This is a genomic window from Kitasatospora sp. NPDC054795 (assembly GCF_053611565.1).
The window spans coordinates 1-21,109 of the sequence record NZ_JBSHAP010000073.1 but is presented as its reverse complement, the minus strand read 5'-3'; the positions used below and the strand labels follow the sequence as shown (position 1 = coordinate 21,109).

Below are 21,109 nucleotides of genomic sequence, written 5' to 3'. Positions count from 1 at the left end.
CCGGAACGACCACGGCCGCAGCCATGAACGGAGGAAATCCGATGACAACCGAACCAGTGGCCAGCCAGACACCGCAGGTCGAACTCGAAACCCAGGGCGACCTCCCGCCCGACGCCGCCGAACTCGCCCGCAACAAGGTCCTCACCCTGATCGACGCAGTCCGAGAGCCCGTCCTGTCCGTCCGCATCCGGCTCACCCACATGCACAACCCCGCCACCGAGCGCCCCTTCATCGCCCAGGCCAACCTGGACGTCAACGGCTGCCCCGCCCGGGCCCACGTCGCCGCCGAGACCATGTCCGAGGCGATCGACCTGCTGCGCGACCGCCTCGCCCTCCAACTGGCCAGGCTGCGCCGGCACCGGGAAGCCAAGCGCGGCAGCGAGCCGAAGCCCGGCCAGCACGAGTGGAGGCACGGCGCCGAACCCACCCACCGCCCCGACCACTTCCCCCGCCCGTCGGAGCAACGCGAGATCGTCCGGCACAAGTCCTACTCCCTGGCCCGCGAGAGCGTCGACGAAGCCGCCTTCGAGATGGACACCATGGACTACGGCTTCCACCTGTTCACCGAGATCAACACCGCTCAGGACAGCGTCCTCTACCGCACCGCACCCGTCGGCTACCGGCTCGCCCAGCTCCACCCCCAGCCCGAACAACTCGGGCCCGTCGCCGTCCCGCTGACCGTCAGCCCCACCCCCGCACCCCGGATGGACCCCGCGGTCGCACGACGGCGCATCGACACCTACGACCAGCCGTTCGTGTTCTACGCGGACGAGTCCACCGGCCGGGGCAACGTCCTCTACCACCGTTACGACGGCCACTACGGCCTGATCACACCTGCCGAATAGCTCCATCCACGCACCGACAGGAGCCCGCCATGGCACAGTCACCGCAATCCCCTACCACCGGCCTCCACCCTTCCGGCCGCGACGTCGAGAGCGCTGTCGAGCGCGTGGAGATGCTGGAGGCCCAAGTCCAGGCCCTCGGGCAGGCGATCCGCGCCCTCATTCAGGGTATGGAGGAGATCCCCGACCAGGAACCCGACCCCGAACACCCGGCCCGTGCCGCCCGCCTCGCCCACGAACTCCTGCTCTCCCAGGGACTCTAGGTTCCGGGGAACCGGCCTTTCCCGGCCCGCTGTACGCGCGCCAGACGGTCTTCGCCGTCCACGGGCGCCTGCGCCCGCGACTCGTCGGAATCGACAGCAACGGCGGTCCGGACGCCGAACCCGAGCGCGCACTGTTGGAGGAGGAACTCGATTACCTCTTCCGCGGCCGGTTGTCCGTCCGGGACCACGCCTGCGTGGAGCGGTTCCCGGCCTGCCGTGCCCGCGGCAGCGGCGTGGCCGACGGGCTCGCGGACACGGTCGCCGCGCTGCGCCGGGGCCAGGCCGAGGCCGTCCCGATCAACGGCCCGTTCGACCTGCACCAGCGGCTGTGGGTCGGCATGGCGTCGAAGCAGATCGCCACCAGCCAGACGGAGTTGAGGAACCTGGGGGCTCGTGGCGTGGGGGCGGGATCGCCGGTTCGGGCCGTCCGCGGGAGTCCGGACGGACGCGTCGGTGCCTGCCAGGTGGCGTACCGGGCGGCGGGACGGGTCCCGGTGAGCGGGTCCTCAGCCTGCAAGCCGGTTGATCCGCACCGCGGGACAGAGCGACTCGGCCACCTCCCGGTCGCACGGTTCGGTGCCGGGGGTGAGCATCGATGCGGCAGCCGCGGCGACCCCGAGCGCGCAGGCGCCGACCGGGTCGTCGCCCTCGGCCAACCGGGTGACGATCGCGGCGATCATGCCGTCCCCGGCCCCGGCGTCGCTCAGGGGCTCTCCGGGCAGTGGCGGTGCGTGCAGCTCCATGCGCCCCTGAGCGGTGGAGCACAGCGCGCCGAGTTCCCCCAGGGTGGTGATGGCGACCTCGGCTGCGCCGGCGGCGAGCAGCTGTTCGTTGACAGCGCGGGCGTCGTCGAAGGTGCGCACAGCCCGGCCGACGAGATAGGAGGCCTCGCTGCGGTTGCATCTGCGCAGGTAGACGGCTTCGTGCAGCGACTCGCGCAGGGCCGGTCCCGAGGTGTCCAGCAGCAGTCTGGAGCCGGCTCTCCTGACCCGGCGGGCGACGGCCGTGTAGAAGTCGTCGCGCAGGCCGCCGGGCAGGCTGCCACTGGCCACGACGTACCGGTGGGCGCCCGCTGCCCGTTCCAGCAGGTCCAGGCAGCGCCGTGCCTCCTCGTCGTCGAGTCGTGGGCCGCTCGGCACGATGTGGTAGCTGCGGCGTGACTCGGTCTCGAACAGCACGAACGCTTCGCGGGTTTCACCCGTGATCCCGAGGGCGAGGTGGTCGATGCCTTCCTCGTCCAGTAGACGGTTCAGGCGCCGGCCGATCTCCTGGCCGGCCGTGTGGACGGCGATCGCCCGTCCTCCGAACCGCGCCACGCCGCGGGCGACGTTGATCCCTCCTCCGCCGGCGGCCACGTACCTGACCCGGGCTCGGGTCTTCCCGATGGCCACCAGGTGGTCGATGTCGCAGCAGATGTCGACCGTGGGGTTCATCGTGAGAGTGAGGACCGGTGGCGGACTCTTTTCGCTGCTTTCCGCTGCGGGCCGGCCCGGCGCCTCGGCGGCGCTCATCCCAGTGGCCCGGCGGTCGTTGTCACCGCAGCTACCGCCTGGCGTCCGGTCTGCTCGGCGCCGGTGCACGCGTCGTCGTACTCGGCGTCGCTCGCCGCGGCCGGCGCGGTGTTGTCCTTGACGAGATGGACCCAGGTGCCGTCCAGTTGCACGTGGAGCGGGTTCCACGCGTCGTCGATCACTTCGCTGGTCGCGGTGATAACTCCCTGGCCGGTGAACTTGACCGTGGCCTCGTGGAAGCCGTCCGGGTTCATGGCAAACTCTCCTCGACATCGGTGTACTTCCAGCCTGTGACGGGGCTGAGGTTCGCGCATCCGAGCCGTCTTCCTGCCGCTGATCGCCATCGTGGGACTCTTCCTCTGGTCCGGGCGGATGGCGACCAGGGCGATGAGCGGCGGCCTGAGCGCGGTCGGACGGTCCCGCGCGAAGATCACCGAGGCGGAGCGGCCGAACACCCGCTTCGCCGACGTCGCCGGCTACCAGGGCGTGAAACAGGAGGTCAGCGAGGCCGTCGACTTCCTGCGCAGCCCCGAGCGGTACGCGGCCGCCGGTGCCGAGGGGCCGCGCGGGGCGATCATGATCGGCCCACCGGGTACCGGCAAGACGCTGCTGGCCCGCGCGGTCGCCGGGGAGGCCGAAGTGCCGTTCCTCTCCGTGACCGGCTCCGCGTTCGTCGAGATGTTCGCCGGGGTCGGCGTCCGGCCACGCCCTGGTGGCCGCGCTGTGCGAGCACGCGGACCCGGTTGCCGAGGTCACCATCCTGCCCGCCGGCATGGCTCTTGGCGCCACCGAACAACTCCCCGAGGCCGAGCGGCATCTCTGCAGCCAGGGCTACCTGCAGGACCTGCTGCCCGTCCAACTCGGCGGCCGGGCCGCCGAACCGGTTGTCTTCGGCGGGGGCTCCAGGGGTGCCGCCAACGACCTCGCCAACGCCACCGTCGTCGCCACCCGCATGGTCCGCGAGTTCGGCCCTTCCACCACCCCGGGACCCGTCTATTGCGCGGCCGGAACCCCCCCCAGTACCTCGGCGAGAACCTCGAAGACCGGCTGCGCCGCCCCTACTCCGAGCAGACCCAGCGGACGGTTGACGAAGAGGTGGCGCGACTGCTCCGACAGGCCGAGAAGCGGGCGATCGATCTCCTGCCTGCCCACCGCAGGCACCTCGACGAACTCGCCGGGCCGCCGATGGCGCAGGAGACGGTGGACGGGAAGGTCGTGCTCGCCATCCTCGGCGCGGAGCCGCCGCCCACGCCGCTCCGTAAACCAGCGGAACATTCCCGGGTTCCGAATGAGCCGTACCGGCGCCGCTGGCTACCGAGGCCGGCGCCAACCGCTTGGCGTGCCTCCTCGCCGAGGGCCTTGCAGCTGCGCCCTGCCGTGCCCGGTGGATGGTGGGAGCCTGGTGGTGTGGGTGCTCCGCCGGAGGTGCCGTGTGTCAGAGGCCCGGATTACTGACCTGTACGAGGTGACGATGGCGCACTCGTACCTGGCGGAGGGCATGACTGCTCCCGCGACGTTCAGCCTGTTCGTGCGGAAGCTGCCGCCCGGGCGCGGGTTCCTGGTCGCCGCGGGCCTGGAACCGGTCCTGGACCACCTTGCCCGGGTGCGGGTCGACCAGGAGGACGTGAAGGCCTTCGCAGCAACGCTGGGCCGCCCGTACCGGGACCTGGAGTCGCTGCTCGGGCTCGGTTTCGGCGGGGAGGTGTGGGCGGTGCCGGAGGGGCGGATCGTCCTGGCCGGCGAGCCGCTGCTGGAGGTGACCGCGCCGCTGCCGGAAGCGCAGATCGTGGAGTCGTTCCTGCTCAACCAGGTGTGCCACCAGACGGCCGTGGCGTCCAAGGCCGCGCGCTGCGTGCTGGCATCGGGAGGCCGTCCGGTGGTGGACTTCTCGCTGAGGCGCACTCACGGGCTGCAGGCCGGCGAGCAGGCCGCCCGGCTGGGCGCAATGGTCGGCTTCGCGGGTACCAGCAATGTGGCGGCCGCGCACACCTACGGGCTGCGCGCGGTCGGCACGATGGCGCATTCGTACATCGAGGCGTTCGGCGACGAGGCGGAGGCGTTCCGGGCCTTCGCCCGCGTCCATCCGGGTCCGGTGACGTTCCTGGTGGACACCTACGACACCGAGGCCGGGGTCGCCGTCGCGGCCCGCGCCTTGCGGGAGCTGGGACTGCACGACGGGTGCGCGATCCGCCTCGACAGCGGTGACCTCGGTGCTCTCGCCGTCTCGGCCCGGGGGATCCTCGACGCTTCGGGGCTGCCGCGGGTGCGGATCACCGCAAGCGGGGGACTCGACGAGTACGCCATCGACGCGCTTGTACGGTCCGGAGCGCCGATCGACCTGTTCGCCGTGGGCACGCTCGTCGGGGTCTCGGCGGACGCGCCCTACCTGGACGCCGCGTACAAGCTGGTCACGTACGACGGGCGGCCGATGATGAAGCTGTCCGCAGCCAAGGTGACCGCACCCGGCGCCAAGCAGGTCTTACGCGGCCCGGGTTTCGCCGACACGATCGGATTGCGCGACGAGCCCGTACCACACGGGACCCGCCCGCTGCTGGAGCGGGTCATGGCGGACGGACGGCGTACCGTCCCGCCACGTTCACTCGCCCAGGCTCGCGCGGCCTTCGAGGCCGACCTTGCAGAGCTCCCCGCCGCGGCCCGCCGCCTCGTCGAGCCGGCCGCCCCGCGAGCCGCGACCTCCGAGCGCCTGCGCAAGCTCACGGAGGAGGTACGGGGCCGGATCGAGGACCGGCTGCGAGCCGTCGGAGCAGCGGACCCGCGGACGCGCACGGGCTGACTCGCGAAGTCGGCAGACGGTGTCGGCTCATCGCGGCAGGAGTCCGTGAGTCGGGGGCCCCGGATGCGCCGACGAGAGGAGTGGAGACGTGTCAACGGAAAACACGGGAGAGGGCTCGGCCGAGCCCCGACCGGCACAGCCTGGAGACATCGGGCGGCGCGTGGCCGAGTGTCGGCAGCGCCTCGGGCTCAGCCGCGCGGAGGTGGCCGAGCGGGCCGGCATGGCGGTCGGGTACGTGGAGTACGTGGAGTCGTCGGCCGGTCCGCCGGACATTGTTCCGCTCACGCGGCTGGCCGGGGTACTCGGTACCTCGGCCTGGGAGTTGCTGGGCGGAGGAGTGGACATACCGCCCGGCGGTGCCGTCGCAGCGGCGCACCCGGTGCTTGATGAGCTCCCGGCCTGGGAATGTTGGGCCCGGCTTGGGTCGGGCGGCATCGGCAGGCTGGCCGTGTCGACCGAGGAAGGCCCGGTCGTCCTCCCGGTCAACTTCCGGGTCCTCGACGCCACGGTTGTCTACCGCACCGCGGCTGAGAGCACGCCGGCCGCCGGCGTCGGCGGCCAAGTCGCCTTCGAGGTCGACCACATCGACGAGGCACTGCGAAGCGGATGGAGTGTGCTGGTCAAGGGCACCGCGACGCTGCTGGACGACCCGGAGGTGATCGAGCACCTGTCCCGGCGCGGGCGTCCCGCCCCATGGGCGGGGGGAGAGCGGGATGTGTGGGTGCGGATCAGGCCGTCCGCGATCACGGGCCGGCGGATTCGCATCGCCGACGCGCCGGCACAGTCTTCCGGACCATGACTGGCGGCAGGCGGACGTGCCTGCCGCGAAACGGGCGACACGTGAAGCGGTGCCCCGCGCAGCTGGGCCTCACAGGCCGCGACAGCGACCGCATCGAGGCTGGAGGCGGAACCGTCGACCCCCACGATCACCGGATCACCGGATCACCGGATCACTCACGACGCTCTACCATCCTCTGGTGCAATCTCACGGACCGCAGCTACGATTTCCAGCCTCGGCCCTGCCACTCGTCGCGGCCAGGGGCCTTCAGCCCACGTCGCGGGCCACCCGGCCCTGGGACCGACCGGAAGGGTCGAGGGCGCGCCGTCGATATGGGCAGGCGAGGCCGTTCGGAGCCGTGTGAGCCGGTCTGCTCATACTCCGGAAACCTGCGCGATCTCGCCGACGGCTGCGGTGATGGCCATGGCGAGGCCGCCGCCGATGACGACGCGCAGCGCCGGGCGCAGGACGGTGGTGCCGGCGGCTCGGGCGGCGAGGACTCCGGCCAGGGCGAGGCCGCAGAGGGTGACGGCGACGATGAGCCACAGGCGGCCCGTGGGGGATCCGGCGAGGAGGCCGAGGAAGGGCACCAAGCCGCCGATCAGGAAGCTTCCGGCGGAGGCGAGGGCGGCCTGAAACGGCCTGGCTGCGGTGTGCTCGCTGTGGCCGAGTTCGTCGCGCAGGTGGGCCTGGAGCGGGTCGGCCTCGTGCAGGGCTTCGGCGACCTGCCGGGCGAGGTCGCTCGGGACGCCCCGGCTCTCATAGATGCCGGTGAGTTCGTCGAGTTCGGCTTCCGGGGCTTCGGCGAGTTCGCGGGACTCCTTGGCGCGGTCGGCGGTCTCGACGTCGACCTGGGAGCTGACGGAAACGTACTCGCCCGCGGCCATCGACATGGCACCGGCGGACAGACCGGCCAGGCCGCCGGTGACGACCGTGGAGGTGCTCACGCCGCCAGCGGCCAGGCCCACCATCAGACTGGCGATGGAGACCAAGCCGTCGTTGGCGCCGAGGACGGCGGCCCGCAGCCACCCGGCACGGCCGGCCGCGTGGCTCTCCCGGTGGGGATTGAGCATGTCGAAGAAGGTCATCGGGTCAAGTACTCCTGTCCGGCATTCGAGATCAGTTTCGTGTGGAGTCGGTCGGCTGTCGCTTCGGGGCGGCCGTTTCGGATCGGAGTGGTCGCTCACTGTACGTCGGTGTGCAGGGCGAGGCGGGGGCAGGCGCGGACGGCGCGGCGGGCGTGGGCTTGGAGCTCGGGCGGGACGGTCGTGGCGTGCTGGACGGGGTAGCCCCGAGGCCGACCGAGGCGCGGCCGGCCGGAAGGGGGCTCAGCGCCGCGGCGCGGGGATGTCGGCGACGGCCGGGCCGACCGCGCGGTGGTGCTCCTTCGGTACCCGGAGGGCGTGCTGGAGGTTCTCTCCCGTCCAGTGGGACGCCAGGGCCGGTCCGGAGAACGCCAGTACCGTACCGACGAACACGGAAAGCAGCAGCAGCGACCCGCGCCACCCGCGCCCCCGAACCACGCCTGCCCCGTGTCGGGCCGGCCGGCGGCGCGACAGCTCAGCGCCAACGAGGCGAGGCAGCCGCCAGACGTGGGCCAGCACGTGCACGCCCATGGCCGCCACCCAGCAGACGAAGCTCGCCTTGTGCAGGAAGAGCATCGGAAGCCCGCCCGCGTCCCGCCCGCCCAGCGCCAGCGCGCAGCCGGTGGCCAGCACCGCGACGGTGAGGGCGACGAGCAGCGGGCCGAGCAGCCGCAGCAGGGTCGCCGGCGGCCCCTGGCGGCGGTAGGCCGCGGACCGCGCGTCGTAGCGGGCGAAGCGGTACCCGGTGACCGCCACTTTGAGCGCGACCGGCCCGATCAGCGCCAGACCGATGACGAAGTGCCAAGTGAGCATCGTGTCGAGGAACAGGATCGTCACGCCCTGCGCGGCGAGCAGCAGCAGGAGGACCGTGCCGGCCAGCGCGGTCAGCCGCCTGTTGCCCTCCGGACCGGACTCCGCCGTCGGTATGCCGGAGGTGTCCACTCTGATGTTTCCGGACACCCATCCGCCCTTCGAAACGAATACCGTGCACCCCGGCTGTCGGTAGGCCACTTATGGGGAGGAGTGTGCCGGATCACCTCCTAAGAACCGGTTCAGGTGCACGGCGGACGGAGGTGCGACGCGCGGGGGTGCGCGCGGAGCGGGCACCGTGCGTACGCGGTGTTCCATGGCACCGCGGGGCCGGACCCGAGTTGACGGCGCCGCTGCCGGGCCGGTGAGGACGATGGTCGGGCGGTCGCCGATCGGGTCGAGGAGTTCGGCGCAGTAGCCGTTGCCGGGCTGCTCTTGAACTGGCTGGGGCCTTCGACGCCGCGACGGCCGAGGCCGCATTCCGACCGGCGGTTCACGCCACATTGCGCGGATGGACGACTGCGCCGGGCACCGGCACCGCACGCAGCGGGCCGGTACCCGACGCGCGCCGGGCAGGACGGCGGTTCCTGCCGCCGTCCCGCACCCGTCCGCCTGTCCCGCCGTCACGAACGACGAGGGTCGGCGGCGCGGCGAGGGCAAGTACGGCCGACCGGGTCGGCCGGCCCGGGCGGCTCACATCCGGTCGTCGGAACGACGTTCCGTCAGTCCTTGGACTTGGGGGTGAAAACGAGCACGCGGTCCAGGAGCAGTGAGGAGAGTGCCGGGCGGGTGAGGGTGTCGGGCTGCATGTAGGCACGGGCCCCGACGCGGATCGTGCTCAGGTCGACGGGCCGCTCGGCCCCGTACTGCGCGCAGAAGTCGGTGCTGACGGGCGGGAGGGTGGTGACGTGCGGTCCGGAGGGGCCGCTGTCCCCGGCGCGGGTGAAGGACCAGGCGTAGAGCTTGGCGGCGTCCGCCTGGTCGGGGATGTAGTCATTCGCTGTGCCCTGGAGGTCGATGTTGTTCTGGGCGGCCAGGGCGACGGCCGCGTGGGCGTCGGCGTTGAACGTGACGCTGGAGTAGCTCGCCTGTCCGGTGACCACGTGGTTCGCGCCGTAGGCGACCGCGAAGGAGCCGTCCGGCAGCGAGAAGTTGCGGGTCAGGGGGTCGTCGGCGTCATTGGAGAGACCGTCCACCCCCGTGGTCGGGGGATCGGTGAGCAGGTTGTCCTGCAGTCCGGGGTTCGACTCCTCGAAGCCGCGCTCGACGACCTCGTCGTGCGCGTCGAAACCCGGGTGGGCGTCGATGATCCGCTGGCGCAGGGTCTGCAGGGCCGGGTTGAGGTCGAGTTCGGTGGCTCCGGTCCCGGAGACGCGCAGGTCCGGGACGGGCAGCGGGTCGGGTCCGTACACCGGCTTCGTCTCGTCGCCCGAGGTGCTCTGCGGTCTCACCCGCAGGACCTGGATCGGGGGGTTGGCGCGGTAGTCGTCGAGCGCCTTCTCGTAGCCGTGCTCGGGCACGCTGGTGCGCGTCCCGACGAGGAACTGGTCGGCGTCCGCGTCGAGGCCGAGCTTGTACATGGCCGGGGGGATGGTCATGTCGTTGATCTCGCCGCCGAGGCCGGAGGCTTCCAGCATGTGGTTCACTTCGTCCCGGGTGCGGCCGTTGCCGGTGATCACCACGGCGAAGGGCCGGTTGTAGGGGGACCCGCCGGTCGTCTTCACGGTCTTGTTGTTGATCGGGTCGCCGACGGAGGTCCACACGACCGGGCCGGTGTGCAGGGAACCCTTCACGTTGGTGAGGTCGAAGGAGAAGTACTCCTCAGGCGGCGGCGTCGTACCGATCAGGACGACGGCCTCGTCCTGCCGCAGGCGCCACGTCACGGGCGGATTGGTGTTGGGCGCCTGGCCCGGCACCTCGGGCATGTTGGTGACGATGTAGGGCGACTGCGGATTGGGCCACATACCGCTGAAGAGGACGCCTTCGCAGTACCTGCGGTTCAGGTCGAAGACGGCCTCGGTCCCGGACTACGAGACGTAGCCGGCTCTGTCCAGTTGGTGCTTGAACCGCTCGACCTGTCGGCCGGTGTCGGCCGGAGGCGAGGGGCGTCCGTGGCCCCGGTCCTGGGTCGCCGTGGAGGACGAGGCGTCCGGGGAGGGGGCCGGCGGGGTGGCTGCCATCGCGGTCGGTGCGGTCAGGAGCACGGCGGCGGCCATGGCGAGGACGGCGGGACATCGGCGCAGCGGAAATGTCGTCATGTCAGAGCTCTATGCGGCCCGTCCCGCGCATCCTCTCCACCACGCCGCAGCCACCCCCTGGCCTCACTCATCCGGAACACCCTGGCAGGTCTTCGGAGCCCGGTCGTTGCCGTCTGTCAGCCTGGCTGGCCTGTGGCGTGGGGCGGACTCCCCGGCCACACTTCGAACGCCTGCGAAATCCCCGTCGGCGGTCCGGCGCGGAAACGGGCGCGGATCAGCGCATCGATCTTGATCACGGCATCGGCGCGACCGCTGAGCTCCACTTTCACCGGTCCGGCACCAGTATCCGCGAGGGCAGCCGGCCGTGCTGCGCCTTCTTCGATCGGCGCCGACGTGTCCACCTGCCAGCGGGTGCGGACCACCTGATCGGCGGGTGAGACATAGTCCCCTGCCGTGCCAGGACCAGGGACGACGATCAGCCTGAACGCCTGTCCCACCGTGTCGGCGACCACGTTCGCCACGGGTGGCGCCCCGGAGATCGACATGTGCACCATGGCGCTCGGTTCCCGTGAGTCACTGGTACTGCTCATCGCTCTCCTCCGAGGTCGACTCTTCCCCCAGGGTCTGCCAGTGCGAGGCCTCTCGCATCCGTTCGGCAGGGGAGTCCCGCTCGTGTTCGCGGCCGTCGGTCATGCCCTGACCGAAGCGCGTACGGGCGGCACAGCCACGACGGTTCGTGTCCGGTTCGGCTCCCTGGCTGCCGGGTTCCCCGCGGTGTAACGTTTTGATCAAGCAGTCGTGGTTCCGAAGTTCTCGCCCGCGGTACATGCCGTGGGCGTTCTTGCTGTTCAAGGCTTCTCCGGACCAGGGCGATCATCTCCGGGCCCGCACCAGCGGGATCCGACCGGTTCCCACGAAGGAGAAGCGCATGGCTACCGGCACGGTGAAATGGTTCAACGCCGAGAAGGGCTTCGGCTTCATCGAGCAGGACGGTGGCGGCCCCGACGTGTTCGCCCACTTCTCGAACATCGACGCCCAGGGCTTCCGTGAACTCCAGGAGGGCCAGAAGGTGACCTTCGACGTCGTGCAGGGCCAGAAGGGCCCGCAGGCAGAGCACATCCGCCCCGCCTGACCGCCGGCACATGAGCGGGCGCCCCGCACGTACCCGTGTGGGGCGCCTCTGCGTCTCCACCAGCACACGAGCCGCACCTGTCGATGCGCAAAGCCCCCCGAGAAGGGCGTGGGCCAGGTCGTGCTGTCGCTGCTCGCTCCAAAGATGGCGCTGGTCGTCACCGACTGCACCCGCGCGCCGACGGCCGGATGCACACAGCGCGGGTCCGGGCCACGGTGGGGGCATGGATCTCATCGCACTGCTGGAGCTGGACAGACCGGCGAACGTACGGTTCCTCACGGCGGAGGGACTGCCCGCCACGCCGAACGCACCAGTACTCCGGGTCCACGCCGCCGCCCGCACGCCCACCCCGGCGGAACCCACCCTCTGCGGGCTGTCGACCCGCGGCATGCAACCCGACTCACAGCACCCCGCCGCGCCCGGTGGCCCCTGGCGGCCGCCGCGCCGGCACCGACACGCCTGCCCGGTCTGTGACACCACGGTCACCGACCTCGCCGGGAGCAGCCCTCCCGCTGACACCCCCGACCGAGGCACCGCATCGACGACCGCCGACACGACGGACGACGGCTCCGCCTGCGCCCCGTCCGCTTGAGCAGCCTGCCGAACCGGGCCCTACCAGGTGGCGACCCACGCAAGGAGCACTCACCGTGGCCACGGACTACGACGCCCCGCGGCGCACCGAGGACGACACCGAGGACGACACCGAGGAAAGCCTCGAAGAACTGAAGTCCCGCCGCGAGGAGCGGCGGCCCGGCGCGGCAGGTCCGGACGAGACCGAAGAGGACGAGACCGTGGAACTCCCCGGAGCCGATCTCTCCGCGGAGGAACTGACCACCAACGTCCTGCCGGAGCAGCCGGACGAGTTCGTCTGCGCGACCTGCTTCACGGTCCACCACCGCAGCCAACTCGCCCATACGGACGACCAGGGCAGGCTGATCCGCCGCGACTGCGCCCCCTGAGAGCAGTCGCCGCGCCCCAGGCGGACAGCGCCAGTTGTGACGAGTACCGCAGTCAGGACGGCCGACGAGACCGGACACACGACCCGCCACTGCCGAGTGCCGGCGGGAGCGCGAGTCCGGCCGGGGGAGGCAGGCGGTGACGACGACCACAGGGACGGGGCGCCACAGGTGGACGGTCATCCACGCCCCGTAGAGACAGGCGAGTCGGACCTGCCTCGGGACGGAAGCGGGCAACGCCGCCCGGCCGGCTCGGCCGCGAGGAGCGGGCCGCACCGAGCGGAGGCGAAGGCGAGCGGCGCTCGACGGAAGGCGCCAGCCGTAGGGGACCACTGCGAGTGGGCTGTGGACGTGGTGGAGCGCCGCCTGCGCGACCGGGCCCAGGTGCGCGCCGAGCATCCCGGCGCGGCTGCGGCGGCCGACGACCAGGAGTCCGGCCGGCCCGCGGCCTCGACGAGCGTCGCGGCGGTGCTGCCGCGCAGCAGGGAGGCAACCACCTCGACGTCGGGGTACCTCTCCCGCCAGGGATCGAGCACGCCGGTGAAGCGCTCCATCGACTCGGTCGCCACCACTCTGCCGACGCTCGCGGTCACCGCCGGGACCAGGTCACTGCCCACCGGCGGCTGCCAGGCATGGACCACCCGCAGCGGCACCGCGCGCAGGGCGGCGGACTCGAACGCGAAGTGGAGCACCTCGTCGCACCGGTGGTCGAGGTCCAGCCCGAGGACGACCTCGCCGGCGGACCGCTGCGTCTCCTGCGCGGCGCGGACGAGGACGATCGGGCAGCGGGCCCGCCCGAGGACGTGCCGGCTGACCGAGCCGACGAGGAAACCCTGGAGCGCGGCCAGCCCGCGGGAGCCCAGCACCAGCATCGAGGAGTGCTCACCCGCCGAGACGAGCGCGTCCCGGGCGGTGCCGGACCGGTGGACGGCGGTCACTTCGACGGCCGACAGCCGGGCGCGCAGTTCGGCCTCCTGTCGGGCGAGCCGCTTTCGGCTCCCGGCCACGGAGTCCGGGGTGCCGAGCAGGTGATCGGCGGTCCACGGCCAGGCCAGGAGCAGCTCCAGGCGCATACCGCGGAGTTCGGCCTCACGCGCGGCCCACTGCGCGGCCGCGATGCTTTCGGGCGATCCGTCGTACCCGACGGTGATCAGGCCATTCACGGTGTCCTCCATGAGGCTTCGGACGGTGGGCCGTTGTCGGTCTTGCTCGACCCGGGCCCTCGAACCCGGTGCCGGTCGACCCTGATCGGGGGCGCCGGATGATTCCCGTCGGCCAAGCGGTCGGCCTTTCAGAGCCGGATGACGACGAGCGCGGTGTCGTCGGTGGCGCCGCCGGGTGGGAGCAGTTCGGTGAGGACGGCGTCGGCGAGGGCGTCAGGGGCGTCGGAGCGGTGTCCCGCGAGCGCCCGTGCGAGGCGGTCCAGGCCGGCGTCGATGTCCTCGCGGCGGCGTTCGACCAGGCCGTCGGTGCAGAGGGCGAGTGTGTCGCCTTGGGTGAACCGGGTGACTGCCTCGGGCCGCGGCTGGTGTTCGGGGCGGGCGCCGAGCGGCGGGTCGGTGGCTCGGTCGAGGAATCCGACGGTGCCGTCGCCGTGCAGCAGGGCGGGTGGGGGATGGCCGGCGCTGCTGTAGGTGATGGTGCGGGTACCGGAGTCGATGAAGGCGGTCGCGGCTGTGGTGCATTCGGCGCCCTCGACGGAACGGGCGTACAGCCCGAGCACCTCCAGGGCCTGGGCGGGGCCGGTGGCGACCCGGGAGGTGGCGCTGGGCGCTGCGGAGCTGGCCCATCACGCTGGCGGCGGCCGGGCCGTGGCCGACCACGTCGCCGACGGCGACCGCGACGCGGTCGTCCGGCAGTTCGACGAGGTCGTACCAGTCGCCGCAGACGTTGAGCGCGCCTATGGCGGGTCGGTAGCGGACCGCGGCGTGGTGGCGCCGGAGCGGTCTGGGCGCGGGCAGCATGGCCTCCTGGAGTGCGAGTGCGACTTCGCGATGGCGGGCGTGGGACTCGCGCAGGCGCTCGTTGAGTCGGCGTACACCAGGTCCGGGGTGAGCAGGGCGACCATGCCAGGCAGGGCACGGAACACCGCCCGGTAGTCGATCGCCTCGCCGGTCACGGTTCCGGCCGTGGTTCGGGCTCGGGGGCACGCACGACGACGACCGGGCAGCGCGCGTGGTGGACGCAGTGCTGGCTGACCGAGCCGAGGAGCGCTTCGGTGAATCCTCCGTACCCGCGGTTGCCCACCACCAGCAGCTGGGCACCGTCTGCCGCCTCCACAACCCAAGAAATCCTGAACCACCGGAGGTCCGCAGTGTCCCGCCGTACTCCCATGCCACCCGCTCTGCTCGAAGCGTTCGACGCCGAGATGACCGCAGCCCGGACCCCAGGACCCACAGCGCGGCGATGGAGGGCCGTGGAGCGGGCCCACATCCTGTCCCAGCTCTACCCGTGGCCCCACACCCGAACCCACGGCGTGATGTTCCGCCTCGCCCTCCGCGACCGCGACGTGTGGGAGATGCTCGGCCAAGTGGTACGCCTGGTCGTTTCCGCGCCCGATTCCGCGGACGAGATGGCGACCGTCGGGCGAACGCCTCGTCCACGACTGCCGCGGCCTGTGCGACGCGGCGACGGCGGCCGCGGCGGGGCCGACGGCGGAGAACAGCTTGGCGGGGCCGAACGGGTCCTGCTCCAGAAGCTGGTCGGCGGCGGCTGTCTGCACGGGAGAGACGTCCTCGCGGTTGAGAAGAACGGCCTGCTGGCCGCGCTCCTCCTCGCGGCGCCAGTCCTCCGTGTTGGGCTCCAGCGAGCCGACGGAACTGGCAGGGCGGGTGTAGGTCCGCCGGCGCCGCCTCCGACAGCTGGGTGAGGCCACGGAGGTTTTTGCCGGGCAGGCCGATCGCGGCGTCCCCGCGCCCGCAGCGGCGCCGAACACGATCGCGGGGAGCCGCAACTGGTTTCGGAAGAAGGTCAGTCGTCCGTCAGGGCGCGGGCCAGGTCGAGGGCAGAGTCGACCGCCGCAGGGATGTCGGTGACCGGGAAGAGGGCGTGGCGGACGATCCTGGTGGGGGCGCAGACCAGGATCAGGCGTTTGAGGCGGAGGTTCTGGCCAGCGCGGAAGACGGGCAGTCGCAGGGCGGCCGTGAGGGCGAGGTGCTGGTCGGAGAGGAGCGGGAAGGGAAGTTCCTCGGCGCGGGCGAACGCAGCCTGGACGGCGGGGGGTTGGGTGCTGACGCCGTGCAGGGCGATGCCGGCGGACTCGAAGTGCGGCCAGGCGGCGCGGAAGAGCCGGTTCTCCAGGGTGCAGCCAGCGTTGCCGGGGACGGCGTCCGCATCTGCTCCGGCGCCGGGGGTGCCGGTTCCCGGGTAGGCGAAGAGGACGGTGGGCCGGCCGGTGGCGGCCGGGTCGTGGGCGGTTCCGTCGGTGCCGGGGAGGGCGGGGACGGGCGGCATGCGGGTGCCGACGAGAGCCTGTACGCGCCGGGACTCGGCGCCCTCCTCGTCGGCCAGGCCGGTGAGGCTGCCGTCGCCGAGGATCCAGCGGTCGGCCCAGTCCTGGAGGGCGACCAGCACCGGCAGCAGTCCGCGGCCGCGGTCGGTGAGGACGTACTCGTGGCGCGGCGGCCGGTCCTGGTACGGGCGGCGCTCCAGGACCCCGTGGGCGGTGAGCGCGGTGAGCCGTTCGGAGAGCACCTTGCGGGACAGGCCCAGTTCGCGGGCGAGGGCCTCGAAGCGGACGTGGCCGCGGGCGATCTCCCGCAGGACCAGCAGGCTCCACCAGTCGCCGACGACGGACGCGGCCTGCGCGATGCCGCAGGTGTCGTCGAGCGTTCCGGTCGGGCGGGGGCTCACGGCGGCTCCGGGGGCTAGTGGACGGCAGCGGATCTTCACAGTGTAGTGTCGCTGCTGGTCAGGCAGTAAGTATCGAAAGGGAACGCACAATGTCTCAGGGAGCTTCGCAGACGACGTGGACGGCGGTCGACGCGTACTTCAACAGCCATCTGGTGGAGGAGGACGACTTGCTCGCAGCCGCCCGCCGGGACGCGGTCGCGGCCGGACTGCCCGCCCACGAGGTCGCCCCCAACCAGGGCAAGCTGCTGCACCTGCTGGCGTGCCTCGGGGGTGCCCGCCGGGTGCTGGAGATCGGCACCCTCGGCGGCTACAGCACCATCTGGCTGGCCCGCGCCCTCCCGGCGGGCGGCCGGCTGGTGACGCTGGAGTCCGACCCGGTCTGCGCGGCGACCGCCACCGCGAGCATCGCCCGCGCCGGACTGGGCGACGTGGTCGAGGTGCGCGAGGGGCGTGCCGTGGACAGCCTGCCGGTGCTGGCGGAGGAGCTGGAGCAGGGTGAAACGGAACCGTTCGACCTGGTCTTCATCGACGCCGACAAGCCCTCCAACCCGACGTACCTGGAGTGGGCGCTGCGTCTGACCCGGCCCGGCAGCCTCATCATCGGCGACAACGTGGTCCGCGACGGCGCCGTGGCCGACCCGGACAGCGACGACGACCGGGTGCGCGGTGTCCGCCGCTTCACCGAACTGGTCGGCGCACACCCCCGGTTGCAGGCGACGGCACTTCAGACGGTCGGCTCGAAGGGATACGACGGGTTCCTGGTGGCGCTGGTCATGGGGTGAGATGGGCGAAATGGCGACGGGCCTGGAGCGGCGGCGTTGCCACCGCCCGCGCCCGGGGCCCGCGCGGGGGCGGCTCCGGTGCGTGCCGGCCGGGGCGGTGCTCTGGTCCGCCGTGGAGGCCCGCCAGGCGCTGCGCCGACGGCCGGAGGCGGCGAACCGCGCACGGCGGCATGGAGGTGCTGCGGGAGGTGAGGGCCGATACGGCGTCTACGCGCGCGGCCGCGAGCGCCTGGTGCCCGGCCTGTGGTGAGGATGCGCGGGAGTCGGGCCGCCGTCGGCACAATCGGGAAGGCAGCGGCCCCGGCCCCGGCACGTGGTCCGTACGGGCGGGGTATCGACCGGCGGGTCGGAGGCCTGGGGACCATTTGGGGACCAGCTTGGGGTCGCGCATGGTGAGCGCCTGTGAGCGATTACGGACATCCATGTACGAACTTGAACCTGGTTGAGCATCGACCGAGCTGGGAGTTAAGGGGTTGGAAAATTCACTCGGAGGGTATCGCGGGACTTCCTTGCCCGCTGGCGTATTTGCTACCGATGGGTAGCCTTGGTGTGTGGAGTGCTGTACGTGGGGGCTTTCTCTTGGTTCTGTTGAACCAACTGTTCCTGCAGGTCAGTTGTTCAGGTCGAACGCGGCGGTGACGGGGGCAAGGTCTCGCATCTGGTGCAGGCGGAGTCGGCGACGCGGCACGCGCTGGCGAAGGAGTGGGAGATCGTCGGGTCGTTCGAGGACCTGGATGTCTCGGCGGAGATCACTCCATGGAAGCGTCCGGATCTGGGGCTGTGGCTCACCGAGCGCCAGAACGAGTGGGACGCGATGGTGTGGGCGAAGGTCGACCGGGCCTTTCGCTCGGCCAAGGACTGCGCCGACGTGGCGCACTGGGCGGAGGAGAACCACAAGGTCTTGGTCTTCACCGACGACGGCATCACCCTGGACTACCGGCAGGGGAGGGAGTCGTCGTTCGGGAACGAGTTGGCGAAGGTCTTCCTGATGCTGGCGTCGATCTTCGCGGAGAAGGAGCTCAAGCGGATCAAGGCCCGCGTCACGGCTGCGCACAAACACCTGCGCAAGACCGACCGGTGGGCCGGCGGGCAGCCGCCGTACGGGTACCGGATCGTGGACCGTGTCGGTGGTGGGCGGACGCTGGAGCCGGACCCGGTGACCTCCGAGGTCGTGCGGTACATTGGCAAGCTGGTCCTGGAGGGGCAGAGCCAGTGGATGATCGCCACTGCCCTGGAAGCCGCCGGCTTCGACACCCCCGCGACCCACGCGTACAAGAACCAGGGCGACGCCTACACGAGCAAGCGCAAGACGCCGCCGTCGAACCACTGGAACCCCACCAGCGTAGGGAAGATCCTGCGCTCGCCGGCGACGATGGGTTTGAAGCTGACCGGTCGCTCCGTGAAGGCGCGCAAGATCGCCCGCGATGCGAAGGGTCTGCCGATCCGGATGGCCAAGCCTCTGTTCACCGAGGGGGAGTGGGCCGTGCTTCAGGCGGTGATGGACGAGCGGTCGGTCACGAAGGAACGATCGAACGGCGCCTCGCCCTGGCTGGGCGTGCCGCACTGCGACCGCTGCGGGGACCGGTTCTACCGGCAGGTGAACCTCGCCAAGAACGGCAGGAACTACGAGTACTACCGGTGCGCGAAGACCCCCGGCAAACCGGCCTGCAAGGGCCAGTCCATCAAGGGCGAGCGCGTCGCCGCCGCGATCACCGCCCTGGTGGAACGCCTGGCCGGCCTGCCGATGACGGTACGCAGGTTCATCCCCGGCGAGGACCACACCGAACAGCTCAACCACGTCACCCAGGCCATGCACGACCTGCGCGAGGAGAAACGCCGCAACCTGTTCGACTACCCCGGCGGCGACGACGAGTACTCCGGAGCCCTCGAAACCCTCGTCGACGAACGCCGCCGCCTCGCCGCCCTCCCGCAACGCCCCTCCATCTGGGTGGAAGTCGAGACCGGCCAGACCTTCGCCGAGGCCTGGGTCCAGGCCGACCAGGAGAGGCGCCGCCAGCTTCTCCTCGGTCTCAAGGTTCGCCTCTACATGACACCCGCCATCGAGGGCTGGTACCTGCCCGCCGAACTCCAAGCACGAGTAGGGCAGCCTGAGCCGGTCGGAGGTCCGGCGTAGGTTGGGTCATCCGAGATTGCGGTGGACGCGAAGCTGGCTGACAACGCCAGGCCGGTTCGGATGCTGCGCGTTCAAAAGAGGACGGTATTGGTGCATACAGCTGTAGTTGCCCGAGTGTGAGCTCAATGTCTGAGCTGGCGGCCACTGGGCTCGGGGGATGGCGGGGGTATTTCAGTAACGAGCGCAGTTCATCCGGGGAGTTGCCCCGCGTAGACGGCGCTGACGCACCGAGGCGAGACGGGAATGTCGCCGGCGGTGGCATGGTGCTCAGAGCCTTCAAGCCCGGTGGGTCCGATGTGGCGGCTGCCGAGAGCGAGGCGATGATCGCCGCTGAAACCGGACAGCGGTCAACCGCTTCGTGGTCTACGCCGCGCGCCGGGTGGCCGCGGACGCCATCAGGCACGGTCGTCCCACCGAGCTGAGTGCCGAGGCTTCGCCATGGCATCTGAACCGAGCTGAGGGCCGCGATCTGGCGGACAATGCGACGAAAGTCGGGCCGGTCGCGGAGGGAGAGGCAGCCAACGGCGTTGATCTGCCTTCGACATTCGATTGTTATGGCCAGACCTCGCCGTACTCGGCCAGCAGCTCTCTGAGGCGCCTGGCCCTCTCGTTGTCCTGGCCGCTGAGCTTGCTCTTGTTCTTGTGCTTCCATCGGGTGAGCGCGTGCTCATGCTCATCCCCGTTAGCCGACACACCCATCCGAGCAGGGTGGGTCGCGGGCGCCGAGAGGGCGGAGCTGCTAGATCAACTAGGCTGTGTTTCATGTGCGTTGGCGGTCATGTCGCCTCGCGCCCTGCGGCCCCGGGGAAGGGGGCCTGCAGAAGCGGGGGTGGAATTCCGCCCGTGGCGGGCCTGGGCCTGTTAGAGTCGTTGTAGTTGCAGTAGTGGTTCCCATGAACTTTGTGTGCGCCTGCTGGTGTTTCGCAGGCGCATTTTTGTTTCCCGGCTCTTCCCCGGGTGGGTGCTCATCGCGGCGACTCGAAGCCCGCACTGTGCGGGTTTCGGACAGCCCCTTGAAGGAGATTTTTTATGGCTAATGGCACTGTGAAGTGGTTCAACGCGGAAAAGGGCTTCGGCTTCATCGAGCAGGAGGGTGGCGGCCCCGACGTCTTCGCCCACTACTCGAACATCAACGCCAACGGCTTCCGTGAGCTGCTCGAGGGCCAGAAGGTCGAGTTCGACGTCACGCAGGGCCAGAAGGGCCCGCAGGCCGAGAACATTCGTCCGCTGTAGTTTTTTTGCCACGGCACCCGCCTGGTAGCGAGGGGCCCGCACCGCGTACATGATGCCCGGTGCGGGCCCCTCGGCATTGCGCCACACCGCACACCCCGGCCGTTCAGGCCCCCTGGCTCCGCCACCGGCGGCCATCCCCCACGCGAGACGCCCTGCGCCGCGTCCGGATCGGCGCCCTGCCGTGACACCACGGTCCGAGGATCTCCGCTCCCGCCCTTCACGGTGAGCGCGGACCTGAGGTGACGTGCCGCACGGTTTCACCGTCCACGCCCCGCCCTCTCCATACTTTCGGCCCGTTCCTCGCGATCTCCTGCCGGGCCCCGCGCTGCGGAGCCGCCTCGCGACGTGCCGCCCCAGGAAGGTTTCCCATGAACCGCTCCAGTCGCTCCCCGTACCGCAACACCAACTCCCGCTCCTCGGCCTCCGCCCGCTCCGGCAACTCCTACGGATCCCGTTCCGGCGGCAACTCCTTCTACGGCGACCGGCCTGCCGGCGGCCGGAACGCGCGACAGCGCTCCGCACCGCAGGGCGAGTTCGCGATGCCGGTGAGCACCACCCCGGCGCTGCCGGCCGTCGAGTCGTTCGACGAGCTGGACATGCCGAAGGCGCTGTTGTCGGTGCTGACCCGGCAGGGCGTCACCGAGCCGTTCCCGATCCAGGCCGCGACACTGCCGAACTCGCTGGCCGGCCGTGACGTCCTCGGACGAGGCCGCACCGGCTCCGGCAAGACCATCGCGTT

24 protein-coding genes and 3 pseudogenes are annotated in these 21,109 nt (G+C 71.1%); 15 read left to right on the top strand and 12 right to left on the bottom strand.

What is annotated here, in order from left to right; translation table 11 throughout:
- Positions 1-41 precede the first annotated feature (41 nt).
- Together ACWGJO_RS25010 and ACWGJO_RS25005 are read left to right on the top strand one after the other, a co-directional pair.
- Complete coding sequence (locus tag ACWGJO_RS25010) at positions 42-845, top strand: ribosome hibernation promotion factor (RefSeq protein ID WP_452187010.1); 804 nt, start codon at positions 42-44, stop codon at positions 843-845.
- A 29-nt stretch (positions 846-874) separates the two neighbouring features.
- Positions 875-1,105 (top strand): hypothetical protein, encoded by a 231-nt coding sequence (locus ACWGJO_RS25005; RefSeq protein WP_452187008.1) that lies wholly within the window; start codon positions 875-877, stop codon positions 1,103-1,105.
- A gap of 506 nt (positions 1,106-1,611) precedes the next feature.
- Here the strand turns inward: ACWGJO_RS25005 and ACWGJO_RS25000 are convergent.
- Both ACWGJO_RS25000 and ACWGJO_RS24995 read right to left on the bottom strand, forming a co-directional pair.
- On the bottom strand, positions 1,612-2,616 hold the full coding sequence (locus ACWGJO_RS25000) for a 1-phosphofructokinase family hexose kinase (protein WP_452187006.1): 1,005 nt from the start codon (positions 2,614-2,616) through the stop codon (positions 1,612-1,614).
- Entirely contained in the window at positions 2,613-2,870 is a 258-nt protein-coding gene (locus ACWGJO_RS24995; RefSeq protein WP_452187002.1) for a hypothetical protein, read from the bottom strand. Before ACWGJO_RS24995 ends, ACWGJO_RS25000 begins: the two co-directional genes overlap by 4 nt.
- A gap of 118 nt (positions 2,871-2,988) precedes the next feature.
- Here ACWGJO_RS24995 and ACWGJO_RS24990 point away from each other — a divergent pair.
- The 5 genes and pseudogenes from ACWGJO_RS24990 to ACWGJO_RS24970 all read left to right on the top strand — a co-directional run.
- Positions 2,989-3,300, top strand: a pseudogene (locus ACWGJO_RS24990) (AAA family ATPase); the annotation flags it as partial.
- Positions 3,301-3,328: 28 nt separating this feature from the next.
- Positions 3,329-3,562 (top strand): annotated as a pseudogene (locus ACWGJO_RS24985) (ATP-dependent zinc metalloprotease FtsH); the annotation flags it as partial.
- Positions 3,563-3,711: 149 nt separating this feature from the next.
- Entirely contained in the window at positions 3,712-4,071 is a 360-nt protein-coding gene (locus ACWGJO_RS24980) for a hypothetical protein (protein WP_452187058.1), read from the top strand.
- Positions 4,049-5,410 (top strand): nicotinate phosphoribosyltransferase, encoded by a 1,362-nt coding sequence (locus ACWGJO_RS24975; RefSeq protein ID WP_452187056.1) that lies wholly within the window; start codon positions 4,049-4,051, stop codon positions 5,408-5,410. Before ACWGJO_RS24980 ends, ACWGJO_RS24975 begins: the two co-directional genes overlap by 23 nt.
- A gap of 88 nt (positions 5,411-5,498) precedes the next feature.
- Positions 5,499-6,209, top strand: a complete 711-nt coding sequence (locus ACWGJO_RS24970) for a helix-turn-helix domain-containing protein (protein ID WP_452187000.1) — start codon at positions 5,499-5,501, stop codon at positions 6,207-6,209.
- A gap of 353 nt (positions 6,210-6,562) precedes the next feature.
- Here the strand turns inward: ACWGJO_RS24970 and ACWGJO_RS24965 are convergent, their stop codons facing one another.
- From ACWGJO_RS24965 to ACWGJO_RS24940, 6 genes are all read right to left on the bottom strand, one after another.
- Positions 6,563-7,276 (bottom strand): VIT1/CCC1 transporter family protein, encoded by a 714-nt coding sequence (locus tag ACWGJO_RS24965; protein ID WP_452186998.1) that lies wholly within the window; start codon positions 7,274-7,276, stop codon positions 6,563-6,565.
- Between the two features lie 240 nt (positions 7,277-7,516).
- The gene (locus tag ACWGJO_RS24960; protein ID WP_452186996.1) at positions 7,517-8,233 is read right to left on the bottom strand and encodes a hypothetical protein; all 717 of its coding nucleotides are present in this window, start codon (positions 8,231-8,233) and stop codon (positions 7,517-7,519) included.
- A gap of 572 nt (positions 8,234-8,805) precedes the next feature.
- Positions 8,806-10,008 carry a hypothetical protein gene (locus ACWGJO_RS24955; RefSeq protein ID WP_452186994.1) on the bottom strand — a complete coding sequence of 401 codons (1,203 nt, stop codon included), beginning with the start codon at positions 10,006-10,008 and terminating at the stop codon, positions 8,806-8,808.
- Between the two features lie 102 nt (positions 10,009-10,110).
- A complete protein-coding gene (locus ACWGJO_RS24950) occupies positions 10,111-10,341 on the bottom strand; it encodes a hypothetical protein (RefSeq protein WP_452186992.1) in 231 nt (76 codons plus the stop codon).
- 116 nt (positions 10,342-10,457) lie between these two features.
- On the bottom strand, positions 10,458-10,871 hold the full coding sequence (locus ACWGJO_RS24945) for a hypothetical protein (protein ID WP_452186990.1): 414 nt from the start codon (positions 10,869-10,871) through the stop codon (positions 10,458-10,460).
- Positions 10,855-11,133 carry a hypothetical protein gene (locus ACWGJO_RS24940; protein ID WP_452186988.1) on the bottom strand — a complete coding sequence of 93 codons (279 nt, stop codon included), beginning with the start codon at positions 11,131-11,133 and terminating at the stop codon, positions 10,855-10,857. Before ACWGJO_RS24940 ends, ACWGJO_RS24945 begins: the two co-directional genes overlap by 17 nt.
- Positions 11,134-11,209: 76 nt before the next feature.
- On the opposite strand from ACWGJO_RS24940, the gene ACWGJO_RS24935 reads away from it, so the two are divergent.
- On the top strand, positions 11,210-11,413 hold the full coding sequence (locus ACWGJO_RS24935) for a cold-shock protein (protein ID WP_209415952.1): 204 nt from the start codon (positions 11,210-11,212) through the stop codon (positions 11,411-11,413).
- Between the two features lie 647 nt (positions 11,414-12,060).
- On the top strand, positions 12,061-12,372 hold the full coding sequence (locus ACWGJO_RS24930; RefSeq protein ID WP_452186986.1) for a DUF4193 family protein: 312 nt from the start codon (positions 12,061-12,063) through the stop codon (positions 12,370-12,372).
- Between the two features lie 176 nt (positions 12,373-12,548).
- On the opposite strand, the gene ACWGJO_RS24925 is transcribed toward ACWGJO_RS24930, so the two are convergent.
- Both ACWGJO_RS24925 and ACWGJO_RS24920 read right to left on the bottom strand, forming a co-directional pair.
- Entirely contained in the window at positions 12,549-13,544 is a 996-nt protein-coding gene (locus ACWGJO_RS24925) for a universal stress protein (RefSeq protein ID WP_452186984.1), read from the bottom strand.
- Positions 13,545-13,660: 116 nt separating this feature from the next.
- A pseudogene (locus ACWGJO_RS24920) lies at positions 13,661-14,192 on the bottom strand (PP2C family protein-serine/threonine phosphatase).
- Between ACWGJO_RS24920 and ACWGJO_RS24915 the strand changes: the two are divergent.
- A complete protein-coding gene (locus ACWGJO_RS24915; protein ID WP_452187060.1) occupies positions 14,181-14,468 on the top strand; it encodes a hypothetical protein in 288 nt (95 codons plus the stop codon). The pseudogene ACWGJO_RS24920 and the gene ACWGJO_RS24915 sit on opposite strands and share 12 nt — an antisense overlap.
- 16 nt (positions 14,469-14,484) lie before the next feature.
- On the opposite strand, the gene ACWGJO_RS24910 is transcribed toward ACWGJO_RS24915, so the two are convergent.
- A complete protein-coding gene (locus ACWGJO_RS24910; protein WP_452186982.1) occupies positions 14,485-14,649 on the bottom strand; it encodes a universal stress protein in 165 nt (54 codons plus the stop codon).
- Positions 14,650-14,701: 52 nt separating this feature from the next.
- Between ACWGJO_RS24910 and ACWGJO_RS24905 the strand changes: the two genes are divergently transcribed.
- Positions 14,702-15,238 carry a DUF3703 domain-containing protein gene (locus ACWGJO_RS24905; protein WP_452186980.1) on the top strand — a complete coding sequence of 179 codons (537 nt, stop codon included), beginning with the start codon at positions 14,702-14,704 and terminating at the stop codon, positions 15,236-15,238.
- Between the two features lie 101 nt (positions 15,239-15,339).
- Here ACWGJO_RS24905 and ACWGJO_RS24900 read toward each other — a convergent pair whose 3' ends face one another.
- A complete protein-coding gene (locus tag ACWGJO_RS24900; protein WP_452186978.1) occupies positions 15,340-16,221 on the bottom strand; it encodes a winged helix-turn-helix transcriptional regulator in 882 nt (293 codons plus the stop codon).
- Between the two features lie 89 nt (positions 16,222-16,310).
- Between ACWGJO_RS24900 and ACWGJO_RS24895 the strand changes: the two genes are divergently transcribed.
- The 4 genes from ACWGJO_RS24895 to ACWGJO_RS24880 form a co-directional block, all read left to right on the top strand.
- On the top strand, positions 16,311-17,003 hold the full coding sequence (locus tag ACWGJO_RS24895) for an O-methyltransferase (protein ID WP_452186976.1): 693 nt from the start codon (positions 16,311-16,313) through the stop codon (positions 17,001-17,003).
- A gap of 661 nt (positions 17,004-17,664) precedes the next feature.
- Complete coding sequence (locus ACWGJO_RS24890; protein WP_452186974.1) at positions 17,665-19,137, top strand: recombinase family protein; 1,473 nt, start codon at positions 17,665-17,667, stop codon at positions 19,135-19,137.
- Between the two features lie 1,029 nt (positions 19,138-20,166).
- Entirely contained in the window at positions 20,167-20,370 is a 204-nt protein-coding gene (locus ACWGJO_RS24885) for a cold-shock protein (protein WP_030918248.1), read from the top strand.
- A gap of 368 nt (positions 20,371-20,738) precedes the next feature.
- A partial coding sequence (locus ACWGJO_RS24880; RefSeq protein WP_452186972.1) for a DEAD/DEAH box helicase occupies positions 20,739-21,109 on the top strand: 371 nt, incomplete at its 3' end.